Annotated in this window: 20 protein-coding genes and 1 pseudogene; 5 read left to right on the top strand and 16 right to left on the bottom strand. The window is 29.8% G+C overall.

The genetic code is table 11. The features are described 5' to 3' along the window. Window positions 1-20: 20 nt before the first annotated feature. The 10 genes and pseudogenes from CDLVIII_RS10225 to CDLVIII_RS10190 form a co-directional block, all read right to left on the bottom strand. On the bottom strand, window positions 21-434 hold the full coding sequence (locus tag CDLVIII_RS10225) for an arsenate reductase ArsC (protein ID WP_009169379.1): 414 nt from the start codon (window positions 432-434) through the stop codon (window positions 21-23). Window positions 435-459: 25 nt separating this feature from the next. Beyond that, window positions 460-2,208, bottom strand: coding sequence for an arsenical pump-driving ATPase (gene arsA / locus CDLVIII_RS10220; protein WP_009169378.1), 1,749 nt, complete (start codon window positions 2,206-2,208; stop codon window positions 460-462). Window positions 2,209-2,224: 16 nt separating this feature from the next. Continuing rightward, window positions 2,225-2,611: an arsenite efflux transporter metallochaperone ArsD gene (arsD, locus tag CDLVIII_RS10215; protein WP_009169377.1), complete on the bottom strand. Its 387-nt coding sequence runs from the start codon at window positions 2,609-2,611 to the stop codon at window positions 2,225-2,227. Between the two features lie 39 nt (window positions 2,612-2,650). Beyond that, complete coding sequence (locus CDLVIII_RS10210; RefSeq protein ID WP_009169376.1) at window positions 2,651-2,974, bottom strand: metalloregulator ArsR/SmtB family transcription factor; 324 nt, start codon at window positions 2,972-2,974, stop codon at window positions 2,651-2,653. Window positions 2,975-3,247: 273 nt separating this feature from the next. Beyond that, complete coding sequence (locus tag CDLVIII_RS10205; RefSeq protein ID WP_009169375.1) at window positions 3,248-4,513, bottom strand: ferric reductase-like transmembrane domain-containing protein; 1,266 nt, start codon at window positions 4,511-4,513, stop codon at window positions 3,248-3,250. 326 nt (window positions 4,514-4,839) lie between these two features. Continuing rightward, window positions 4,840-4,977 (bottom strand): hypothetical protein, encoded by a 138-nt coding sequence (locus CDLVIII_RS31190; protein WP_186005616.1) that lies wholly within the window; start codon window positions 4,975-4,977, stop codon window positions 4,840-4,842. Continuing rightward, window positions 4,969-5,157, bottom strand: a pseudogene (locus CDLVIII_RS29795) (cupin domain-containing protein); the annotation flags it as partial. The gene CDLVIII_RS31190 and the pseudogene CDLVIII_RS29795, both read right to left, overlap by 9 nt. A 690-nt stretch (window positions 5,158-5,847) precedes the next feature. Then, window positions 5,848-6,882, bottom strand: a complete 1,035-nt coding sequence (locus CDLVIII_RS10200) for an epoxyqueuosine reductase (protein WP_009169374.1) — start codon at window positions 6,880-6,882, stop codon at window positions 5,848-5,850. Between the two features lie 182 nt (window positions 6,883-7,064). Beyond that, the gene (locus CDLVIII_RS10195) at window positions 7,065-8,912 is read right to left on the bottom strand and encodes an alpha/beta fold hydrolase (RefSeq protein WP_009169373.1); all 1,848 of its coding nucleotides are present in this window, start codon (window positions 8,910-8,912) and stop codon (window positions 7,065-7,067) included. A 30-nt stretch (window positions 8,913-8,942) separates the two neighbouring features. Continuing rightward, a complete protein-coding gene (locus CDLVIII_RS10190) occupies window positions 8,943-9,920 on the bottom strand; it encodes a D-glycerate dehydrogenase (RefSeq protein WP_009169372.1) in 978 nt (325 codons plus the stop codon). A 277-nt stretch (window positions 9,921-10,197) separates the two neighbouring features. Between CDLVIII_RS10190 and CDLVIII_RS10185 the strand changes: the two genes are divergently transcribed. Next, on the top strand, window positions 10,198-11,481 hold the full coding sequence (locus CDLVIII_RS10185; protein ID WP_009169371.1) for an MFS transporter: 1,284 nt from the start codon (window positions 10,198-10,200) through the stop codon (window positions 11,479-11,481). A gap of 53 nt (window positions 11,482-11,534) precedes the next feature. Here CDLVIII_RS10185 and CDLVIII_RS10180 read toward each other — a convergent pair whose 3' ends face one another. Together CDLVIII_RS10180 and CDLVIII_RS10175 are read right to left on the bottom strand one after the other, a co-directional pair. Continuing rightward, window positions 11,535-12,428, bottom strand: coding sequence for a LysR family transcriptional regulator (locus CDLVIII_RS10180; RefSeq protein WP_009169370.1), 894 nt, complete (start codon window positions 12,426-12,428; stop codon window positions 11,535-11,537). Window positions 12,429-12,698: 270 nt separating this feature from the next. Beyond that, on the bottom strand, window positions 12,699-13,253 hold the full coding sequence (locus CDLVIII_RS10175) for an XRE family transcriptional regulator (RefSeq protein ID WP_009169369.1): 555 nt from the start codon (window positions 13,251-13,253) through the stop codon (window positions 12,699-12,701). A gap of 123 nt (window positions 13,254-13,376) precedes the next feature. On the opposite strand from CDLVIII_RS10175, the gene CDLVIII_RS10170 reads away from it, so the two are divergent. Continuing rightward, window positions 13,377-13,970: a LysE family transporter gene (locus CDLVIII_RS10170; protein WP_009169368.1), complete on the top strand. Its 594-nt coding sequence runs from the start codon at window positions 13,377-13,379 to the stop codon at window positions 13,968-13,970. Window positions 13,971-14,296: 326 nt separating this feature from the next. On the opposite strand, the gene CDLVIII_RS10165 is transcribed toward CDLVIII_RS10170, so the two are convergent. After that, entirely contained in the window at window positions 14,297-14,812 is a 516-nt protein-coding gene (locus tag CDLVIII_RS10165) for a ferritin (RefSeq protein WP_009169367.1), read from the bottom strand. A gap of 501 nt (window positions 14,813-15,313) precedes the next feature. Here CDLVIII_RS10165 and CDLVIII_RS10160 point away from each other — a divergent pair. The 3 genes from CDLVIII_RS10160 (at window position 15,314) to rbr (ending at window position 18,502) form a co-directional block, all read left to right on the top strand. Further along, window positions 15,314-16,984, top strand: coding sequence for a 2-oxoacid:acceptor oxidoreductase subunit alpha (locus CDLVIII_RS10160; protein ID WP_009169366.1), 1,671 nt, complete (start codon window positions 15,314-15,316; stop codon window positions 16,982-16,984). 3 nt (window positions 16,985-16,987) lie between these two features. Further along, entirely contained in the window at window positions 16,988-17,851 is an 864-nt protein-coding gene (locus tag CDLVIII_RS10155; RefSeq protein ID WP_009169365.1) for a thiamine pyrophosphate-dependent enzyme, read from the top strand. 63 nt (window positions 17,852-17,914) lie between these two features. Next, window positions 17,915-18,502 (top strand): rubrerythrin, encoded by a 588-nt coding sequence (gene rbr / locus CDLVIII_RS10150; RefSeq protein WP_009169364.1) that lies wholly within the window; start codon window positions 17,915-17,917, stop codon window positions 18,500-18,502. A gap of 100 nt (window positions 18,503-18,602) precedes the next feature. Here rbr and CDLVIII_RS10145 read toward each other — a convergent pair whose 3' ends face one another. From CDLVIII_RS10145 to CDLVIII_RS10135, 3 genes are all read right to left on the bottom strand, one after another. Beyond that, the gene (locus tag CDLVIII_RS10145; protein WP_009169363.1) at window positions 18,603-20,078 is read right to left on the bottom strand and encodes an MFS transporter; all 1,476 of its coding nucleotides are present in this window, start codon (window positions 20,076-20,078) and stop codon (window positions 18,603-18,605) included. A 1,058-nt stretch (window positions 20,079-21,136) separates the two neighbouring features. After that, the gene (locus CDLVIII_RS10140; protein WP_009169362.1) at window positions 21,137-21,745 is read right to left on the bottom strand and encodes a LysE family transporter; all 609 of its coding nucleotides are present in this window, start codon (window positions 21,743-21,745) and stop codon (window positions 21,137-21,139) included. An 11-nt stretch (window positions 21,746-21,756) separates the two neighbouring features. Further along, window positions 21,757-22,197: an Lrp/AsnC family transcriptional regulator gene (locus tag CDLVIII_RS10135; RefSeq protein ID WP_009169361.1), complete on the bottom strand. Its 441-nt coding sequence runs from the start codon at window positions 22,195-22,197 to the stop codon at window positions 21,757-21,759. Window positions 22,198-22,374: the final 177 nt, after the last annotated feature.

Below are 22,374 nucleotides of genomic sequence, written 5' to 3'. Positions count from 1 at the left end.
ATCCCCCCTAATTTACTTTATTAATCTAAATTAATTTCATTATCTTTAATTCTCTTTGCTAAATCTTTTATTTTTTCCTCTATCTTTTTAGCTGTTAGTATAAATTCTTCATCACTTTTACCAGTTGGATCATCTAGCCCCCAGTCTTCTCTATGCTTAGATGGTAAAAATGGGCACTGAACATTACACCCCATTGTTACTACAATATCTACCTCCGGAATGTCACTTAAAAGTTTAGATTTTTGTGTTTCATTCATATCAATATTATATAAATCCTTTATAATTCTGACTGCATCTTGATTTATTTGAGGTTTTGTTTCTGTTCCCGCTGAATAACTTTCAAATACTGAACTTCCATAAAGTTTTCCTAGTGCTTCTGCCATTTGTGATCTACACGAATTGTGTACACATATAAATGCTACTTTTGTTTTCATATTTTTTATCTCTCCCTTGAAAAGTTTATTTAATTAAATTAATTAAATTATTTTCTTTTATATCTTCTGCTTTCCATTCAATAACAGCAAAGTTTCCATTTGAAATTTCATCAACTTTATTTATCCATTGAATTTCATTGTTTGCTTTTGCCTTTAAAATTTCATTAGTCGTATTAGTCGCATAAAGACTTGAGTTTATTACCCACCATTTGCTATAAATTTTCGCTCTATCTAAATCCTTTTGTAATCTCATAGCTTCATATACCGGAGTAGTCTCAGCTAAAGTTACTATTATAACTTCAGTTTCTTTTTCATTTCTTAATTTAGGTAATAACTTTATAACTGATTCTGGTATATCACCCTCTGATCTAGAAATTTCTCTATTATAGCTTTCTGTTGAATCTAAAAGCAATAGAGTATGACCTGTTGGTGCTGTATCTATTACTACAATTTCATTTTCTGATCTTTCAACAATATCTGCAAATGCTCTAAATACTGCTATTTCCTGAGTACAAGGAGATCTTAAATCTTCTTCGATATACTCAATATCTTCATCACTCATATTGTTTTCTCTTGCCTTAGCTAATACTTCTTGTCTGTACTTTTCAAGTTCTTCTTTTTCATCAATATTGCTTAAAGAAATTCCATAACTTTCATCTATTACAAATTTTAAATGAGCTGCTGGATCAGTAGTTGTTAAGTGAACTTTCTTACCTCTTTTAGCTAAGCCTAATGCTATAGCTGAAGCAATAGTTGTTTTACCAACTCCCCCTTTACCCATTGTAAATATAACCTTTTTGTTGCTATTATAAAGATCTTCTATGACATTTTTAAGTTTTAGCATATCAATAGTATTTATCGTATCTTCACTAATTTTAATATGATCTTCTTTTAGTAGAGCTCTTACATTATCGAGTCCAGTTATATTATAAGGTCTTAAAGGAATTTCAAAAGTTTCTATATTTTTAAATTTAGCTGGCATATTTTGAAGAGCCTTTTGTTGTTTTTCGTAAATAGCTGTTGAAAGTTCATCATCATGATTTTGAAGTACACCATTAATAATTAATATTTGGTTATTCACTCCTATTTCTTGAAGTTCACTGGAAGCTCTTTCAGCTTCTTTTAATGGAGAATTTTCAGGACGAGATACGAGCACAAGAATTGTTTTATCTTTATCAGCTAAAGTTTGTACTGCTTTTTTGTATACTTCTTTCTTTTCTTCAAGTCCCGCAAGCTGGCCTAAACATGATGCTCCATGAGTACTTTCACTTATAAAATTACTCCAAGCTGAAGGTAATTGTAACATTCTCAAAGTGTGACCTGTTGGTGCTGTGTCAAAAATGATATGATCATATTCATTAAAAGCTTTTTCATCAGTTATCATCCCAGAAAATTCATTAAAAGCTGCAATCTCTACAGTACACGAACCTGATAATTGCTCTTCCATGTTATCTATAACTGATTGCGGTAATTTACCTCTATATGGAGATATTACACTTTCCCTATATTCAGCTGCAGCAACTTCTGGTTCAAAATTTGCTACTGTTAAGTTTGGAACTTCTTTTATTTGAACACCTTTGTTATTTAATTCCGTATTAAATACATCTTGAAGGTTAGAAGCAGGATCAGTACTTACAAGCATAATATTTTTTCCTTGATCTGCTAAATTTAAAGCTACAGCGCAAGCTGTTGAAGTTTTACCAACCCCACCTTTTCCTGTAAAAAATAAATATTTAGTTAAGTTTACCTCTTTTATATCAAATGCTTTAAACATAATTTTCCTCCTCTTTCTAGCAACATCCATCCTTACATCCACAACTTTTTGTTGATTTCTTTATGCTAGCTTTCTTTATAGTAAGCTTTAAAGTATCTGAAGGTATGCCAAGCAAACTACAGAATTCCTCATTAGTCGGATACTTGCCCTCTTTAACTACAACTCCATCAACCATAATTATAGGTAAAGCTTCGACTCCCTTAGTATTTAAAATTTTATTTATTACTTTATTAGTTACAAATATCTGTGGATTATTAGTTAAATTATATCTCTCAATTACTATTCCTTTGTTTTTTAAGGTATTTAAGACAGTTGCAACTCTCAATAATTCTTTATCTACAGATGGTCCACAAACACCTGTTGAACAACACATTGCTGGATCAAATATTATCATTTTTTTCATTTTCATTAACTCCTTTATATTATAAATATAATTTAATTCTTATTTACAAGTACAATTTGATTTATTCTTACAAATGCAATCTTTCGTCTCTGTCACAAGATTCATCATAAACAATGTTAGCTTATTACAATTATTAATATTTAAGCTGTAATAATTCCAAAGCCCTTCTTTTCTAACTTCTACAAGACCACATTCACTTAATACTTTCATGTGATGCGAAAGGGTTGGTTGAGTAAAATCAAAATATTCTAGAATATCACATGCACATCTTTCACCACAGGATAATATATCAATTATTTTCAATCTGCTTGGATCGCATAGTGCTTTGAAAATTTTTGCATTTTCTTCATAATCCATCTTCATTCATACCTTTCCTATATAGATATATGTCTATATACTCAATATAGAACATCATCGATGCATTGTCAATATGACTTAGTTACTTAATTTACTTTTAACACAACTAAATATACAACAATCTATATAGTTATATTATTCAAGAACTAAATTACTGTTACAAAATAGTATTATGAAATTTTTATAGTACTTATACTAAGGCACAATCAAAAGATTACCAGAGTCTATTTATCTTACAACAAATAAAGCGATGTATTAACTACATCGCTTTATTTGCTATTATTTAAATTGAAAATGTTCATAGTTAAAATTTGAAATATTAAAATTACTATCTTTAAATTGCTTTTTTAAATTCTCTCGCATTGGTTTGGGTCCACAAAAATATACCTCTATGTCATCTTTTATATTTACAAAATTACTTATCTCTTTTACTGATAAAAATCCTTTTTCCTTTGAGTTACATAGATGTATTCTTAAGTTATCCTTACTTAAAGCCTGCAATTCATCTGTATAAGCTCCCTCTGCTTCATTATTATATGCATAGAAAAAGTCTATTGAAAAATTCTTATCTATATTAGACTGAGCAAAGCTCCTAAACGGTGTTACACCTATTCCTCCTGCAATCCATATTTGATTTTTTGCTCCAGTTCTATAATCAAACTTACCGTGTGGTCCTGATACTGAAAATTCACTTCCTACTTTAAGATTATCATATAATGCTTTAGTATCGTCTCCCAGCGCTTTAATTGTGAACTGTATATATCCTTTTTTTGGTGCCTGACTTATGGTAAATGGATGAGATAAAAACTTATTATCCTTATCTAATATCTTTAAGAAAGCAAATTGACCAGGCTTAAATTCCATATCATTTCCAAGTGCAGTTCCTGTTATCTCTAGAGTTCCATTAGCTACACTCTCTAACTTCTGTACTTTATATTTGTATTTAAAGGAAAGTTTTTCATAAAAGAATGTACTATAAGCTACAGATATTAATCCTATTAAATTTATAATGTCCATCCATATAGCATATGGTCTGATTGAAAATACAGCATAAGTTGCACTTCCATAATAATGATAAATTCCAAATGCATATGGGATAATCATGAATTTGTGAATAGTCTTCCATCTTTCATAATTTAGTTTTTTTGCAACGATGGCTATAATTATAAGAGCTATAAATAAATACATACTAAAAGTTCCAAACATAGCATAAGGATCTTTTACTCCTTTTATGCCTGATGCTCTTTCAGCTCTTTTTCCAATATCCATTGTAATATTATGAAAAATAGCTAAAAGAAGTGCGGATATACTTAAATATCTATGATAAATATATGATCTATCTAAACCATCAAATAAATTATCCAAAATCTTGTGTCTAGTAGAAATAAAATTAATAAATGCAAATGCAATTAAAGCAAATGATGCTAATAATTGTGAATATCCAGTCATGGCTGAAATTTCTCTTGTTGGTTCAATAAATAACCATGTTATCCAGGTTATTGCCATGCTTAATAGAATAATTGTAATCCCTAATTTCTTTTTCATAAGTTCCCTCCTTTAATTTTAGCGATAAGTAACTGTATACTATTCTTTAATTTAATATATAATATTAAGCTTCTGCAGATAATCATTATCTTGTAATTATTATTCTATAATTATTATAATACTCCTTCTAAGTTTCGTATAGTAACACAAATTTCTTTTATTCATAATCCATGATGAATATACATGTTCTTACCTCATAACTTATCTTTAGTGATAGAGTGTATTATACGTCCCCCCCTTACGTTAATATAATTCATTCCTCTATGTAACATTACCTTTCACTTATAACAATTGAAACATGAAAAATGTAACTTTAAAAAATCAAACTATAGTAAAATAGCATCCGGATTAAAAGCACATGGAATAAATACCTGCCATAAAAAAAGCCTACCCCATGCCATAAATTCACATACAGGTAGACTATAGTAATTACCTATGATTTTTACTAAAACTTGTTTAGTCACATGAACTACTCCATGATGATACTGGGGTGGTGCATATATAGAGTATACTTTAAGCGGCTTATTACCAGTATTTATAATATTATATCATGTATCAGCAGGTATCATAATTGCAAAACCATCACGTGCATTTACTTGAAACGCTAGATTATCTTTACTCATTCCCATTTTAATAACAGCTTGGCGGCCTTATTAATATTAACAACTAGCGTTTGTGACCCATAGTCTTTCATATAATATTCTTCACTAAAATGTCTACAGTGCTTATCATAAATCTATTTCTTAATGCTGCCACTATATCCTAGTAATGAAAAATACGATCTGAAAACAAGGTATATGATTTATCTATTATTATAATTCATTCAAATGTATAAAATAGCCTGTGCTTGTAACAATTTCATCTTTAATTAATTAGAATATACCGTTATTCACTCCATCTGTTAATCCCAAATCGTCTGCGCGGACAATTAATTTTATTATAAAGTCCTTCAATCTGATATTACTAATATCTTAATTATATAATTTACACATCTGCAATTTAAATTAATAAAATTACTCGCCGTAGCTTTTATCATCTCATGATGACATGTTCGTATACTCAATCCTTAAATTCAGGATATTTTTGTACACGTATTCTAACCCTGGTTTTAGTCTCTATATACATAGATATTTTTTTAGATTAATTAAATATTAAATAACCAAGATATATACTAAACCTGATCATATTGTATTATCCTATTGCAAATTTCTTCTTGAATTTCTCCGTTATCATTTTCAAAACTTTCTTTATCAAACTTTATACGAATTACTCTCTCATCAAGGTCTAAACACTCTTGAAATAATGAGTAAGATGGGAGATGGAATAAAGCTTTTTTATAGTCCCCTCTTTAGTTCTTTACAAATAAGCAATGCTATTTCGCGAACTTTTTCATATTCACTGTTACAAGCATTTATAATATAAGGTTTATACTCTTCCTTATAGTTATTACTCATATAATTCAGTGCGTTAACCTTCCATTTCCAAAGTTCATCTGGTGAAAGATAGAAAAATTTAGGTTGAACATTCTCACGATAAAAACTTTCTTCCATACTCAAAATATTTTCAGGAGTCAATTGAGAAGCTAATTCTTCAAGACCCAAAAATTCCTCAGATTCTTTCCACTTTCCTTTATTCATAGGACATGCATCTTGACAAATATCACATCCATAAATGCAATTTCCGAAAGTTTTTCTTAATGGTTCCTGATGAAGATTACGGCCTCCAAATGTAGTTAGAAATGAAATGCAAGTATTAGGCAGCATTGTATATGGTTCAGAAAGAGATTTAGTTGGGCAGCTCTCAATGCAACGCCTGCATCCTTTAGGGCACTCTGGAACATTATTAGTTTCCTTTAATTCCATTTCTTGATCTGTAACCCAAGCGTCTAAATGAACCCACGAACCCGATTCAGTATATAAAAAATTATTTCTTCTAATTATTCCAATTCCAGCTTCCTTAGCTGCCCAGCGCATTCCAACCACTCCAAATTTCTGGTCAGTTTCTACTTTTAAACCAAGCTCTTTCATATATTTATCCAATTCACGGTTATTCTGATATTCTTTTGTATTTTTATCTACACGTGTATCAACCAAATAAGCCTTAGCAATATTTCCCTTCAATTTTTCCGGGATCTTATATTTACCATATACAGCCGTAACTACTACAACCGACTTTGCCCATGGATATATTTCAAATATATCAATTAAACGATGTTGCATTTCGTAAAAAGGTCTTGATTGAGGAATTTTTTCCATACGCTCCTCAAATTTTTCAACATATCCCTTCATTAAGCTAATAGGAATAATACCACACTTTTCATATCCAAGTTCATAAGCTTTTTGTTGAATCATTTTTTCAATTGTTTTCATAATATTTAATCACATCCTGTAATAATTTTATAGTCAGTTGAAACTCTGCTATTAAGAGTAAACACCTCTTTCTAATACAATGACAATATTTTCAATCATATTAAGTCCCTCTGAAGCTAATCCAGATTTATCTGTAGATACAGATTTTGTAATAAAGTCTTAAAATGTTCTTATCATACAACTTAGAGTGGTACATGAATAATACTATTATTAAGCATAACCATAACTAATATTAGGCAAGTTACCATTGCCCCAAGATACGGATTTCCTGTTTTTCTAAAGAAATGACGGTTGAAATACGGAATAATAAACATTAATGGTATAAAACCAAAAAGTTGACCTACAAACAACCAATTTGTAGTCCAAAATACTTTTCCAGTAACTGCAAGATGTACATACTGAATAATCAAAAGCATAAGTAATCCTAAACAATTTTCCAAAGCACATATAAGTATACTTATCCACTCTTTTTGTCCACCAAAGCGACTGGCATAGTTTACGCGGATTGAATTATAAAGGAAAAAGATAATGAAAAATGGCAAATACATAAGTGAAACTAATAAAATAGTAGTATTAAGTGGTCTTACAGCTATTAATACAAATCTAAAATCCGTATGAAAAAATTTATAAGTTATTTCTACTAATCCGTAAAATGTACTAAATATACATATAGCTAATACAATAGTTTTTACTAATTTCTTTAAATCTATTTTTATATTCCATATTTCATTTTTCTTCCAATGAAGTTTATATGTAAAAGCAAAGATAATTAATCCAACAATTCCGTTGAATAGAGTCCAAAGTAGAATAGTATTATTAGCTTCTTCTGGAAACCACAAAGTATTTATTCCTTTACTAGCATTTCTAAACAGAAGATATGATATTTTGGGAATTGAATTATATGAAATAAACGCAATTAAAATAGCAGCAATAAATGTACCTGCAAAAATTATCTTCTCTTTCTTGTTATATAAAATTGGTTTAGGAATATTCTCTACAAGTGAACTGAATATTTTTGTACGCAGCAATATACCTGCAAATGGAACAATAAACAAAAATGCACCAACAAGTGCTATAAGGCTAAATATCTCTTTTATAAACCATATTTGATTTGTAGGCATAAGCGTATTATTTATATGAAAGCTAGTTGTAAAAAACTTTAGCATATCAGAAACATCTGAAGTATCGTATGGCTGAAATATATGATCTATTTTTTCATTATAAACCACTCTTAATGTTTTATTATCTGAATCACCATACATTTTACCAGTTTCAACTGATGAAATTTTATCTGATTCACTAAAAATACTATTAACCATTTCTAATGCCTCTGGTGAATTCTTCATGTGAGCATTATGATTTTGATTTCTGTATGAGCCTTCATCATAATAACCGTAGCTTAATCCTAGATTAGAATCTATATTCTTTAACGTCTTATTAGTTAAACTAAGATCATAGCCAACAATAAAAGCAGAAGATATTTTACTTGGTTTTTTATCTCTATTTGCTTCTTCACCAAAGTAAGCTGCCACCTGCAAAGCAGCATTTCCACCTGCTGAATGCCCAGTTACACCAATTCTTTCTTTATCAACATAATTAAACACATTAGTTTCTGTAATATATTTTATTATTGGTATAGCACCATATCCCTCTTCTCTAACACTGTCTTCACTTAAAGTGGTACTTGAATCACCTTGATTATAGGGGTCAATTGCAAGTGTAACTATTCCTCGACGAGCTAGTTCAAGTGAATTACTTATTTGAGTTTCTTTAGTTCGTGAGAACCCAGGTATTATAACTACCATAGGAGCCGGATTACTAGCTGTTGCTATTTTAGGTTTAAATAAATCAGCTTTAACCCACTGGCCATTTTCAGTAGGTATCTTAATTCCAATAACATCAATTTTATTCCCATCAGTCTGAATAAAGTAAGCACCAATACTTCCTATTAAAATAAGTATAAGAGCAATACATAATAAACGAATATCCCAATTCTTTATAGTTCTTTTTTGTATAATATCACCATTCATATTCTTCTCCTTTAGTTCTTTGTCTAATTGTTAAAGATCTCTTAATTCTTTCACAACATTCTCAGGTGATTTTCCACATACGGCTTCAACAAGATTCTTAGCAGCAACCATAGCCATATCAAACTGAGTTTTTTGAGTAGCAGTTCCAATGTGTGGAAGTGTCACTACATTAGGCATGTTAATTAATTCATTATCCAAACTGATGGGTTCTTTTTCATATACATCTAACCCTGCTCCAAATATTTTATTACTTTTAAGAGCATCTATAAGTGCTGTTTCATTTACGGTTTGTCCTCTTGATACATTTATAAAAACAGCAGTATTTTTCATCAATTTAAATTCTTCAAAATCTATTAAATGATAAGTTTCTTCTGTTAATGGAGTTAAGAGCACAATAAAATCAGACTTCTTTAAAATATCTTTAAAATCTGAATATTCTACTCCTAATGTCTCTTCCAAATCCATGCGTCTATTCCTGTTATGATATAAAACATTCATATCAAATCCAAATTTTGCTCTTTTAGCAACAACCTCTCCAATTCTTCCCATACCTATAATTCCCAAAGTTGACTGATGAACATCTATCCCATAAAAATTTTTATCAATGCTATTTTTCCACTTATTATTTTTTACATATTTATCTAATTGAGTTATTTTACGTGAAACAGATAAAATTAATCCAAAAACTAAGTCTGCAACACTGTTATTCATTACATTTGGTACATTAGTACCAATGACCTTTCTTTTCTTCATTATTTCTATATCAAAGTTATTATATCCAACTGTAAAATTACTTACGACCTTTAACCTTGGAGCATATTTAAGCAAATCCTCATCGATTTTAATACCCATAAGCAACACTCCATCTTTATCAAAAAGTTTATGCTTTAATTCATCTTTAGTTATATCTCTGTCAGCCTGCCATATTTCATATTCACAGTATTCACCGATATATGCTTCTACTTCTTTAGGTATTTTCATTGCAATAAATACTTTTGGTTTTTCCATGATATCATTTCCTCCTCTATAAAAAACATATTAATTATCATAATACTAGCAAATATAAGTTTATTTGTATAATTGATATTTTCAATAATACATTTCATTTTTATAAATGTATTATTATATTTTAAAATGTATATAGGATAAATTCTATTCACCTCAATAGTTCATTTTTTATGAACTATTACTTTGATTATTTCAATTTTACAAATGTTAATACCGATAATATACTAATTCTAATGCTATTAAGAAGCATATTTAAATTATATTATTGGGGGTTACAATGATCAGGTATATTCAAACTAAATTAAAATTTAATAAACTAAACTTTCACTACAGCTGGGTTATAATGCTAGTAACTTTTTTTACTTTGTTAATATCTTCTGGAATTCGTTCAACTTCAGGATTACTTATAATACCATTTGAGCAATATTTCGGATGGAATAGAGCATTTATTAGTTTTGCATTAGCAATTAATCTTGCATTATATGGTCTACTTGGCCCATTTTCTGTTGCTTTAACTAACATTTATGGTGCTAAACGTGTAATGATTATTTCACTAATATTATTGTTTTTGGGTACTTATCTATCTTCTTGGATGCAAACGCCAGTGCACCTGACAATACTTTGGGGAATAATTATCGGAATTGGATCGGGTTTAACCACTCAAGTTTTAGGATCAGTTATTGCTCATAGATGGTTTTCAAAACACAAAGGCTTGGTAATTGGAATTTTTGGTGCTAGCGGCTCTGCTGGTCAGCTTGTATTCTTACCTTTATTTGCAAAATTATTAGAAAATCACTCATGGAAATTTCTAATATACATTATCTCTTGTGCTGCTCTACTCACTTGTATATTAATATTTATATTTATGCGTGACAAACCAAATAATATGGAATCCTTAAAGCAAGATCCGCCTAAGGAAGTTTCTAACCATGTAGAAACTGGAGATAATCCGTTTAAATTAGTTTTTCATAGTTTAAGAACAAGTATCCATTCTAAAGAGTTTTGGTTATTGTCAATTAGTTTTTTCGTTTGTGGTGCCTCTACAAATGGATTAATAGGAACTCATTTTATACCTGCCTGCATGGATTGTGGAAGTACCGAAGTTTATGCCGCTGGATTATTATCAGTAATGGGTATTTTTGATATTTTCGGAACCACTCTTTCAGGATTGTTATCAGACCGCTTTGATAATAGATGGTTATTATTTTGGTATTATAGTTTACGTGGTTTTTCCTTAATACTTCTTCCGTTTGTTATTGGATCAAGTCATCTAGGTATTGATATTTTTGTAATATTCTATGGTTTAGATTGGGTGGCAACTGTACCACCAACTGTACGCCTATGTAACGATATATTTAAGGAAAATGGTAATATGGTATTTGGGTGGATAATGGCTATTCACCAACTAGGATCAGCAGTAGCAACAATTTATGGCGGGACATTATATACACTAACTGGTAATTACATTATTACTTTTATTTCAGGTGGTTTATTCTGCTTACTTGCTTCATTTATTGTTTTAAGATTAAATTCACCTCAAAAAAAAATTATAACTACATAATAAATTATAATTTTTAGACAATCTTTTAACATCATATAAAACATAGGTTGAAATTATTTTTCAACCTTAAAATTTTCTCTTACTAATTGGATAAATAATGACATTGCAGGACTGATCCATTTATTCTTATGGTGAGCATATATTGCTGTAATTTTATCATCTGAGCAACCTATCTTTATCTCTTTTAACTTTCCACTTTTTAGCTCTTCTTCTACCGTAAATCGCGGTAAAAATGAGACTCCTAAATTATTAATTACAGATTTTTTTATTGCTTCTATGCTCCAAAGCTCAATTGTATTATCTAGAAATATATTATTACTAAAAAAATAATTCTCAATTATTTGTCTATAAATAGATTCAACTTCATTAATTACAAGACTTGTCCTAACTTTTTGATTTTGTTTACAAAAATCTATATTTTCTTCTAAAAATGCTGGAGAACATACCAAAGCTAGACTAAAATTAGAAAGTTTTACTGAAAGCAAATTATTATTTTGAGCACCTACATCATACATTAAGCCAAGATCCACATTTCCATCCAATATAATATTTTTTATTGAGTAGCAATTCATGGCCATTATAGAAAGTTTTACATTAGGGGCTTTTTCTTTAAATAAACGTAAAACATCTTGTAACTTATAAGACATCAATGATTCTGCAACAGCGATTTTTAGTTCTCCTGTTATATTATTATTATATTTGCCGATATTTTCAATCTTTTTTACTGTATTAAGTAATTCATCCGCATGTGGTATCAGCTCTTTTCCAAGTGGGGTTAATATCATATTGCGTCCAATTTTTTCAAATAGCTTTATTGATAACTCCTGCTCTAACTGCTGAATTTGTGATGTAACAGTAGATTGTGTATAACCTAATTTTGCTGCAGCATTTGTAAAATTTCCTTCTTCAATAATGCTTTTAAATGTTTTAAAATGTCTAATATCCATTAATATCACTCCAGTCTCTATACTAAATACAATAATATATTTGAAAAAACGAATAGTCAAAGTAAATTAAACAAGTCGCTTCATAATTAGTTATGAGAAATATAAAATTATTAAAGCTTCCGATATAGCTGCATTGAGATGGTATAATGACTTTACCATCTCAATATTGATTTCATTTAGAGCTACAAAGCAATAACTTAATCAGTTCACCTTTTATTCCTAATGCATTGACACAAATTTAAGTCATTTACATTCTATAGTCTATTATAATTATTCCGGATAATAAATTACCATGCTCAAGCGACAAAGCTCATTGCCCGAATTTTTATATTTATGCGGTCTATCTGCTTTAAAACGTATAGAACCACTACCTTCAACAGATAGGACTTTGTCATTAACTTCCACACTCAGGCTTCCAGAAAACACAGTGATAAACTCTTGGGTTCCCTCAGGGTGCGCCTCAGCATCCAAATGACTTCCTTCATCAAGTTCAATATATAGTATTTCAAATCTACGGCTCCCATCAAATAAAAATATGGGATGGTTACGATAATGTCCATTATCCTCAAGTAAAGGTTGAATAGATTCCATAGGAATCACCTCGTATTCTGCTTCTGGCCTGCTCACTAGTTCAGTGAAAGAAATTTTTAACCCCATAGCAATCTTCCAGACTGTAGAAATCGTAGGATTGACATCTCCCCTCTCAATTTGCCCAAGCATACTTTTACTTACTCCTGATAATTTTGAAACTGAATCAAGACTCATCCTTCTTTGCTCTCGTAACCGCTTTAGATTATCAGCAACAATAGAATTTATATTATCCAATATTTTTACCTCCAAACCATTGACAGTATATTGGACAAGTTGTACAATATACTAAACAATGTATGATATACTGTTTTTTGTGTTCATTATATCATACGAAATTAAGGAGGTAAATAATTAATTATGAACTTTGCTGCATTCTTTTCATATGTTTTTCTAACAGCTTTGACACCTGGTCCTAACAATATAATGTCAATGACAAATGCAAGTAAATACGGTTTTAAAAAATCATTTCCATTTAACATGGGAGTTTTGTATGGATTTTTAATCGTCATGTCTTGTTGTGCTACATTTTCTAAAGCCCTATATGGTTTCATCCCATCTGTAAAGCCCGTGATGCTTTGCATTGGAGCAGCCTACATACTTTGGCTTGCCTGGACAATTTGGCGTGATAAGCCTCATGATGGAAAGAAAGGTCTGTCATTAACAAATACAGTAACTTCAGGCATGATCCTTCAATTTGTAAATGTAAAAGTTATTTTATACGGAATCACTGCCATGTCTTCTTTTGTCTTGCCATATTATCAGAATCTACCTATCATTGCCGTTTTTGTCTTGATTCTTGCTGTAATTGGTTTTGCTGGCACCTGCTGCTGGGCTATGTTTGGTGCTGCTTTTGAAAGCTTCTTTAATAACTATGGTAAAATCTTAAATGTAATCATGGCGTTGTTACTTGTATATTGTGCAGCAACAATGATTCTTGATATTTGGAAATAACCAAAAAAATAGTCTGACAAGAAGTTCTACTACAAAGCTATTTGCCAGGCTGAACTTTACCATTTATTCAAAGACAAGTTACTAAATTTGATGTAGCATAAACTTAAAAGACTGAAATAAGATTTAGTTTTGAAATCTTATTTCAGTCTTATTTTTTATTATAATTTTTGTAATATAATTTTCATCTATTAATCTTCATTACACTTGCATTTCCTATAGAACTCTTCTTTGTTTTCTTTGAAGAACTAGATTGGCTAAATTCATATAGAAATAATTATATAACAAAAAGTACCTATATTTCTATAGATACTTTTTAGTTAATTTATTTATACATTAGTAGTTGTAAGTGGCACGTATACTCTTGCTGCAAGTTCATCATCTAACATATATAATGCTGCTGGATTGTTCTCAGATCTCTTAAGTTTCTTTATAATATTATTCAGATTATTTTCTTCTTCAACTTGTTCATCAATAAACCATTTAAGTAAACTCTTAGTTGCATGTTCTTTCTCTTCTTCTGCTATATCAGCAATATTATATATTTTTCTTGTAACCAATTGTTCGTGAATATAAGCCATTTCAAAAACATGCGATACGTTATCAAAATTTGTATGCGGTTTTTCAATCTGTTCTAATTCTACTACACCATTTTTTTGGAATATGTAGTTATAGAATTTCATCGCATGATCTAATTCTTCTTTACTTTGAACTTTGAAAAAATTAGCACATCCAATTAAATCAATAGATTCACAATAAGCTGCCATTGCCAGGTAAGTGTATGCTGAGTATAATTCAAAATTAACTTGTTCATTAAGACTATTAAGTAATTTTTCGCTTAACATATCAACATCTCCTTAATAAAAAATATTTAAATTATATAAATTTAATTTTATACTCTATATTTACTTATTTTTAAATAATAATTATTATTGTCTACTTAAATTATATACCCTACATAATGATTTATCAAATTATATTTTGCAAATATATACATAATCTTTAGACTTTGGAAATGTAAAATCTATATCTTTAATAGAACCAACAAACACATTTAATTCTCTCTTTAAAAATAGATAAGGTTAAGTTAATTCACGCCTTTCACTTCTTCATTAATCTTTTTATTTTAATTATATAGAGTTTAAAAATAAATACTATTGATAAATGCAATCAAGTAAAAATAAACTTTTATTATAGTATAAACAGATTTAAATTATATATACTATTAATAAATAATGTAAACTAATTAATAATTAATATTTACAAAATGCAAAATAAAGTATATTATTAGATAATAAGGTAAGAGATGGATTGCCTAAAATTATTTTATAAGAGAGGTGGTTGCAATGAAATGTAACTTATTAATTGGAGGAAGCGCTGGACAAGGAATGGATACAGTGAGTGATTTCATTGAAAAAGCTCTAAAGAAATCTGGCTTTTATGTTTTTTCCAATAAAGATTATATGTCTAGAGTAAGAGGAGGGCACAATTTTACACAAATTAGATTTGGAGATGAACCAATTTATTCTCATATTGAAAAATTGGATCTAATACTTGCATTAGATAAGGATACAATAGAAATTCATAGAAATAATCTAAATAGTGATGGAATAGTAATTGCTGATGAATCTATTCAAGATGAGGATAGCAGACTAAAAAACTTTTCATTACTGAAAATTGCAAAAGATATAGGCTTACCAAAGTCATTTACTTTTGTTGCAGCAGGAGCGATATTAAAGTATTTTGGCATAAAAGGCCAATTTGATGAATTTATAGCAAAAAAACTTCCGGATATTATAAGAGATAAGAATATAGAGGCCTTTAAAAGAGGTAATGATTTAATTGATGAAAAGTTCACATTTACAGGAAAAGATCTATCAAAACATCTTATTATAAACGGTAATGATGCTATAGGGCTAGGTGCTCTAGTTGGCGGGGTGTCATTTTATTCAGCTTACCCAATGACTCCAGCTACTAGTGTAATGACATATCTTTCTAAGAAATCATTGGAGGCTGGCATAATTGTAGAACAAGCAGAAGATGAAATCAGCGCTATAAACATGGCAATTGGAGCATCCTATGCTGGAGCTAGAGCTATGACTGGTTCATCCGGTGGAGGAGTTTCGTTAATGGTTGAAGCTTTTGGTTTGGCTGGAATAACAGAAACACCTTTAGTTGTTATCGATTCACAAAGACCTGGTCCTGCTACCGGACTACCAACTAGGACGGAGCAAAGTGACTTAGGTTTCTTATTAGCTGCCTCGCAAGGAGAGTTTCCGAGAATAGTTTTGAGTGTTAGGAATGCTGAAGATGCCTTCTATCAAACTTTTAGGGCATTAAATTTAGCTGATAAGTATCAAACTCTAGTAATAATATTAACAGATCAATATCTTGCAGATTCTAAAATTACTGTTCCAAAATTTTCTCTTGAAGAACTTAAGATCGAAAGGCATATAAGCGATGGAAATGGAATTGATGAAGAGTATAAGAGATATAAGGTGACCGAATCCGGAATTTCACCACGATTAATTCCTGGAAAAATTGATGGACAAGTAGTTTTGATTGATAGTGATGAACATACTGAGTATGCTCATATAACAGAAGATGCTGAAATAAGAAATACTCAAATGGAAAAGAGAATGAGAAAATTAGATAAGTATCTAAAAGAGGACATACAAGAACCAGAATACATTGGAGAAGAAGATATAGACATACTTTTAGTTGGATGGGGATCTACTTACGGAGCAATAAAAGAATCAACTGAAACTTTAAATAGTTTAGGTTTAAAAGTAGGAGGAATTTCTTTTGGTGATATATACCCATTACCCGAAAAACTTTTAAGAAAGTATAGTGCTATAGCAAAGAAAATAATCAATGTAGAACAAAACTTTACAGGACAGCTAGGAAAACTTATAACCCAGGAAACAGGAATTTTAATGGATGACAGTATTTTAAAATACAGTGGTTCTCAGATAACTTCAAATGAGATAGTTACAAGATTATATAAGGAGGTGTAATTTATGATAGAGTTGAAATTATATGATAGTAAAGATGATAATACTTGGTGCCCAGGTTGCGGCAACTTTTCTATACTACAAGGAATAAAAGAGGCCGTATCAGAGCTAAATATTAAACCAGAAAAACTTATGATGGTATCTGGTATAGGTCAGGCTGCAAAAACTCCTCATTATATAAGAGCAAATGGATTTAATGGATTGCATGGAAGAGCGCTTCCACCTGCTCAAGCAATAAAAATGGTAAATCCCAAGCTTAACGTAATAGTTACTTCAGGAGATGGAGATGCTTATGGTGAAGGTGGAAATCATTTTATTCATAATATAAGAAGAAACTTAGATATTGTTCAATTAGTGCATGATAATCAAATTTATGGACTTACAAAAGGTCAAGGATCACCAACAACAGCAAGAGGACAGAAAACTTCCATGCAATTCGATGGTGTGATTTCTGAACCACTAAATCCTTTAGCTTTAGCCATAACGATTGGTGCAACCTTTGTTGCTAGAAGTTTTTCTGGAGACAAGGAACATTTAAAGAGTATGATAGAAGCAGCAATTAATCACAAAGGTTATGCCTTAATTGATATAATGCAGCCTTGTGTTAGCTTTAATAAGGTTAATACCTTTAAATGGTATAAAGACAGAGTTTATTATTTAGACGAAAATTATAATCCTAATGATAAAGGTGCAGCCATTATTAAAGCTATGGAGTTTGGAGATGATGGCATTCCACTAGGAATTTTATATAAAGAAGAAGGAAAACCTACATTTCATGATCTGCATCCAGTATTAAAAAGTGAGAATATAATGGTTGATAGAAAATGGATTCCAATTGATGGAGAAAAGTTTGTAGAGGAATTTATGTAGGATTTTTATGAAGCAATGATATAATTAAAATATATAAATAATAATATATTAGGAGGAATGAAAATGAAGAGTTTAAAAGGAAGTCAAACAGCTGAAAATTTAATGAAGTCATTTGCAGGAGAATGTCAGGCAAGAACCAGATATACTTATTATTCAAGTATTGCTAAGAAAGAGGGTTTTGTTCAAATATCAAATATATTTATGGAAACTGCAGAGCAAGAAAAAGAACATGCTAAAAGATTTTATAAATTTCTTAAAAATGATTTTGTGGACGAGCCAATAGAAATACAAGCGTCTTACCCAGTTTCATTCCATGATGAAACTCATAAGAACTTGCTTGCAGCTGCTGCTGGTGAAAATGAAGAATGGACAGAACTTTATCCATCCTTTGCAGAAATAGCAGAGAAGGAAGGGTATCCAGAAGTTGCAGCAGTTTATAGAAAAATACTTGAAGTAGAAGAACGTCATGAGATTAGATACAAAAAGCTCGCTAAGAATATTGAAGAAGGAAAAGTATTCAAAAAAGATGAAGTGACCCTTTGGAAATGTATTAATTGCGGATATATCTATGAAGGAACTGAAGCACCAATTTCATGTCCTGCTTGTGCACATCCACAATCATACTTTGAAGTATTCTCAGAGAATTATTAAACTTATCTGCATATCTAATTATTACATTAAATATTAATTAACTCGTTGTGCTAATTCAATTTACTAGCACAACGAGTTAAATTAAATTACATTGATTACTCTACCGAACAGTTTTTCCTCTTCTAATTTTTAATTGCATCCCTACATTGAAAATCAACGCTATGCTTAATAAAACTAGTGCAATTAGCATAATATTGTGTAAACCACTATACATAACTTGTCTCATAAGCGGTAATAAGTTTTTAGGTAAATCGCCTACACTTTGAGAGTCACTTAATTTATTTAACATATCAATTGTAATCTTTCCTTGAGTTTCAGCAACACCTTTATTTAGAGCATTATTCAAAATTACGCCATATATTGACGACATAAATGTTTGGCTTAAAATACGTAAAAGGTACGCAAATGAAGTTGCAATTGGAATATCTCGCTTCTCCGCATCTTGTTGTACACTAATTTGCAAAATATTAAAACTCAAACCTAAACCAAAACCTTCAAATGCCCCTGATACCAATAATAGCCATAATGGTATATTTACTCCAGCTAATACCATTATACTAAATGAAATTATAAAAGCTAAAGTTCCTAAAGCAACAATACGATATTTTCCTAATCGTGATTGCATGGATGATCCAACTACTGCACCAGCAAAGTTTGTAATAGAACCTGGAATCTGAGTCGCACCTCCAATTAAAGCACTCAAACCTATCAACCCTTGTGCCCACATTGGTATGTAAATATTAAAAGCAACGAATGCTCCCCATAAAAGAGCGAATAATATGAAATCAACTACTAACGGACCATTTTTAAACAATCTATTAGGAATTATAGGATCAGCTGCCTTTTCTTCAACTTTAAACAGTACTATCAATAAAATTAAACCAACTATAATCAATATACTAACTAAGCTTAATGAAGCTGTTTCTATAATTTGAATTCCCGTTAATAGTGTTACTAAACTAATTATCATAATACCAGCACCTAAATAATCAATTTTTTCACCTATAGAAATTCGTTTAGGCTCTTTAAAGAAAATTTGAACACTTAGTATTGAGATTAACGCAATTGGGACATTAATATAAAATACCCAATGCCAGCTAAAAGTATCTACTATCCAACCACCAATTAACGGTCCAATAATTGCTGCTGCACTAAAGCTTGCTGTAGCATATCCAATAACCTTTGACCTCTTCCTCAAATTCGTATACAAATCTGCATAAATAATAAACGGGATAGTATTCATTCCACCTGCACCTATTCCCATAATAGTTCTTGCAATCAAGAAAAGAATAATATTACTCGATAAGGCTTGAAATATTGAACCAGCTGCAAATAATAATGTGGCTATTTGATATGATCTTTTGTTTCCGATACGCTCCCCTAATTTACTCCAAAGTGGAGTTACCACTGCCATTCCTAATAAAAAAACTGCTACTATCCATCCCATGTATTGAATTCCATGTAAATCACTTATAATTGCTGGCAAAGCAGTGTTAACAATTGTCCCATCTAAACCTGCCATTGCATTTGATAGCAATAACGCCAGTGTTACAATTAAAATTCCTTTCTTATTCATCTTTTGAAAAATCCTCCTAACTAAACTTCAATTTGCACTATACAATCTATATGCAAACTTCATTCTTTGAATAAATATCCCACTTGCAAATGATACACCTCCTAATCATATTACAAAATGATTCCAAGCATTACATTATAAAAAAGCTCTTCCTCAAAATTAACTATTCAAAAACAATATGGAGCTAATCCATATTATAAATAATGCTATTTGCTTACTATATCTCTTAAAAAGCAAAAGCTGCAGCGTATAAATATTAATACACCACAGCTAAAGTTTTAAATATTATCTACCACATTACTTTCTTTTGTTTGACGAATAATTACTTAATTCCATGTTGCATTTTCAGTAAAGTCAATTCCTTGCCTAATTGTAGGCAAAACATACTATGTCTAAATTATAATAATTTTTAAATACCTTTATCTTTTAATAACCTTTATTATGACACATATATGTTTTTTTCTTAAATGACATACTAATTTTACAACTTAGAGTTAACACTAAGTCAATATGTTTTTTAATTTTTACGGCTAAAATGAAAATTATGCGTAATAATTTACGATTTCTAACTATACCAATTTCTTATAACTGCTGTACTTTCTTGACTTGGATAATAATGCTTATCACTGCTTTGTTCACCTATTGCAAATATAGAAAATCCTAAAAACCAATATATATTTTATTTCATAAATAAAAAAGAATGATCTACTAGGGTGTATAGACCATTCTGAATACTGATTAACATTTATTTAATAGGAGAATAAATAATGTTTAACTACTTTATATTTATATAATACTTGAGATTTGTGACAATAATATGGCAAAACTAAATTTATGTTATCTGCTGCCTTTAGCAACATTATTCATAAATACATCACAAATTAATAAAATTACTTTAGGCACATGAAAATTAATAACAATTCCAAAGTTGCAATGGATATTTTTCATCAGGCAAGGAGGCAAATTGACCTCATAGCGGGCTTATTAGGTCAATTTGCCGTCGCAGCATGGTGGAAAATAGACTGGCAAATGGACTCGTTATTTTTTGATTGTGTGCCTTACACATTTTTCAAAATCATTTTAATGGCAAAACATATTAATAGAAGTCCTATAATTATATTTAATAGTTGTATTCCATTAGTTGATAAGAATATTTTAGTGAAGCTTCCTATTAAATTAATTAGTGATAAAAAAAATATTGTAGATAAGAATGCTCCAAAGCCAAAAGAGTAAATATCCTGCTTTTTTATATTTTCTTCTGTAACTTTTGTTGAAAATATACCCGCCCAGAAAATTATTGTTAACGGATTCGATGAAGTAATTATAATTGCACTAGTAAATGCGTCAGTAGAAATCAAAATATCATGTATATTTAAGCTTGGTATAAATTCAATATTAAATTGATTTAATATAGTATTAAGACCAAAAATAAGCAAAATTATGGAACCAAACATTTTTAAACCTATCTTTACGTTCTTTCTATCAATTATTAAAGCTATACCAAGGACAGCAACAACAATAAAAAAGCCATCAACTAAAGCAACACCTAATACACCTATTTCCCCAATATAAAAGCCATTTAATGATGCCATTTGAAATATAAATAAGCAAACAGGTCCAATTGCAAATTGTAATAACATGCCAAATTTAAAACCTTTAAAAATCACTTTACTACCTCTTAAACATTAATGTCTTCTTTTAATGAAGAAAGAGCTATTATTGTATTTGATTTAATTACACCTTTTATATTTTTCAACATATTTGATATAAAATACTCAAGTGACTTGGTATCTTCTACAAGGATTTTTAATAAATAATCATACTCACCAGCAACATGATGACACTCTAATACAGAATTGTATTTAACAATGTCTTTTCTAAATCCATCTATATTTTCTGTCTTATCAATGTTAACAAAGACAAACGCTAAAAGCTTAAAATTAATTTTATCTCTATTAACTTTTATAGTGTATTTTTCAATTATATCTGCTTCCTCCATCTTTCTTATTCTTTCCGCTACAGCAGGAATAGATAGATTTACTTTTTTACTTATTTCTGAAGCAGATGCTCTACCATTTTCTTTTAATACATCAATAATTTTTAAATCAATTGTATCCATAACATTAAGCCACCTTTAAATTTATTTAATTAATGTTATTGTACAAATAAATTTAATTTAGATAAACAATTTCTAAAATTACGATAAAATATTAGGTATTTATAGTTATAACTTATAATATTTAAAGTTTATGATATTAATCTTAGTATTAAACTTAAATATATGTAAGTGGTTAAT

Source organism: Clostridium sp. DL-VIII, assembly GCF_000230835.1.
Taxonomy (GTDB): domain Bacteria; phylum Bacillota; class Clostridia; order Clostridiales; family Clostridiaceae; genus Clostridium.
This window is presented reverse-complemented; position numbering and strand designations above follow the sequence as displayed.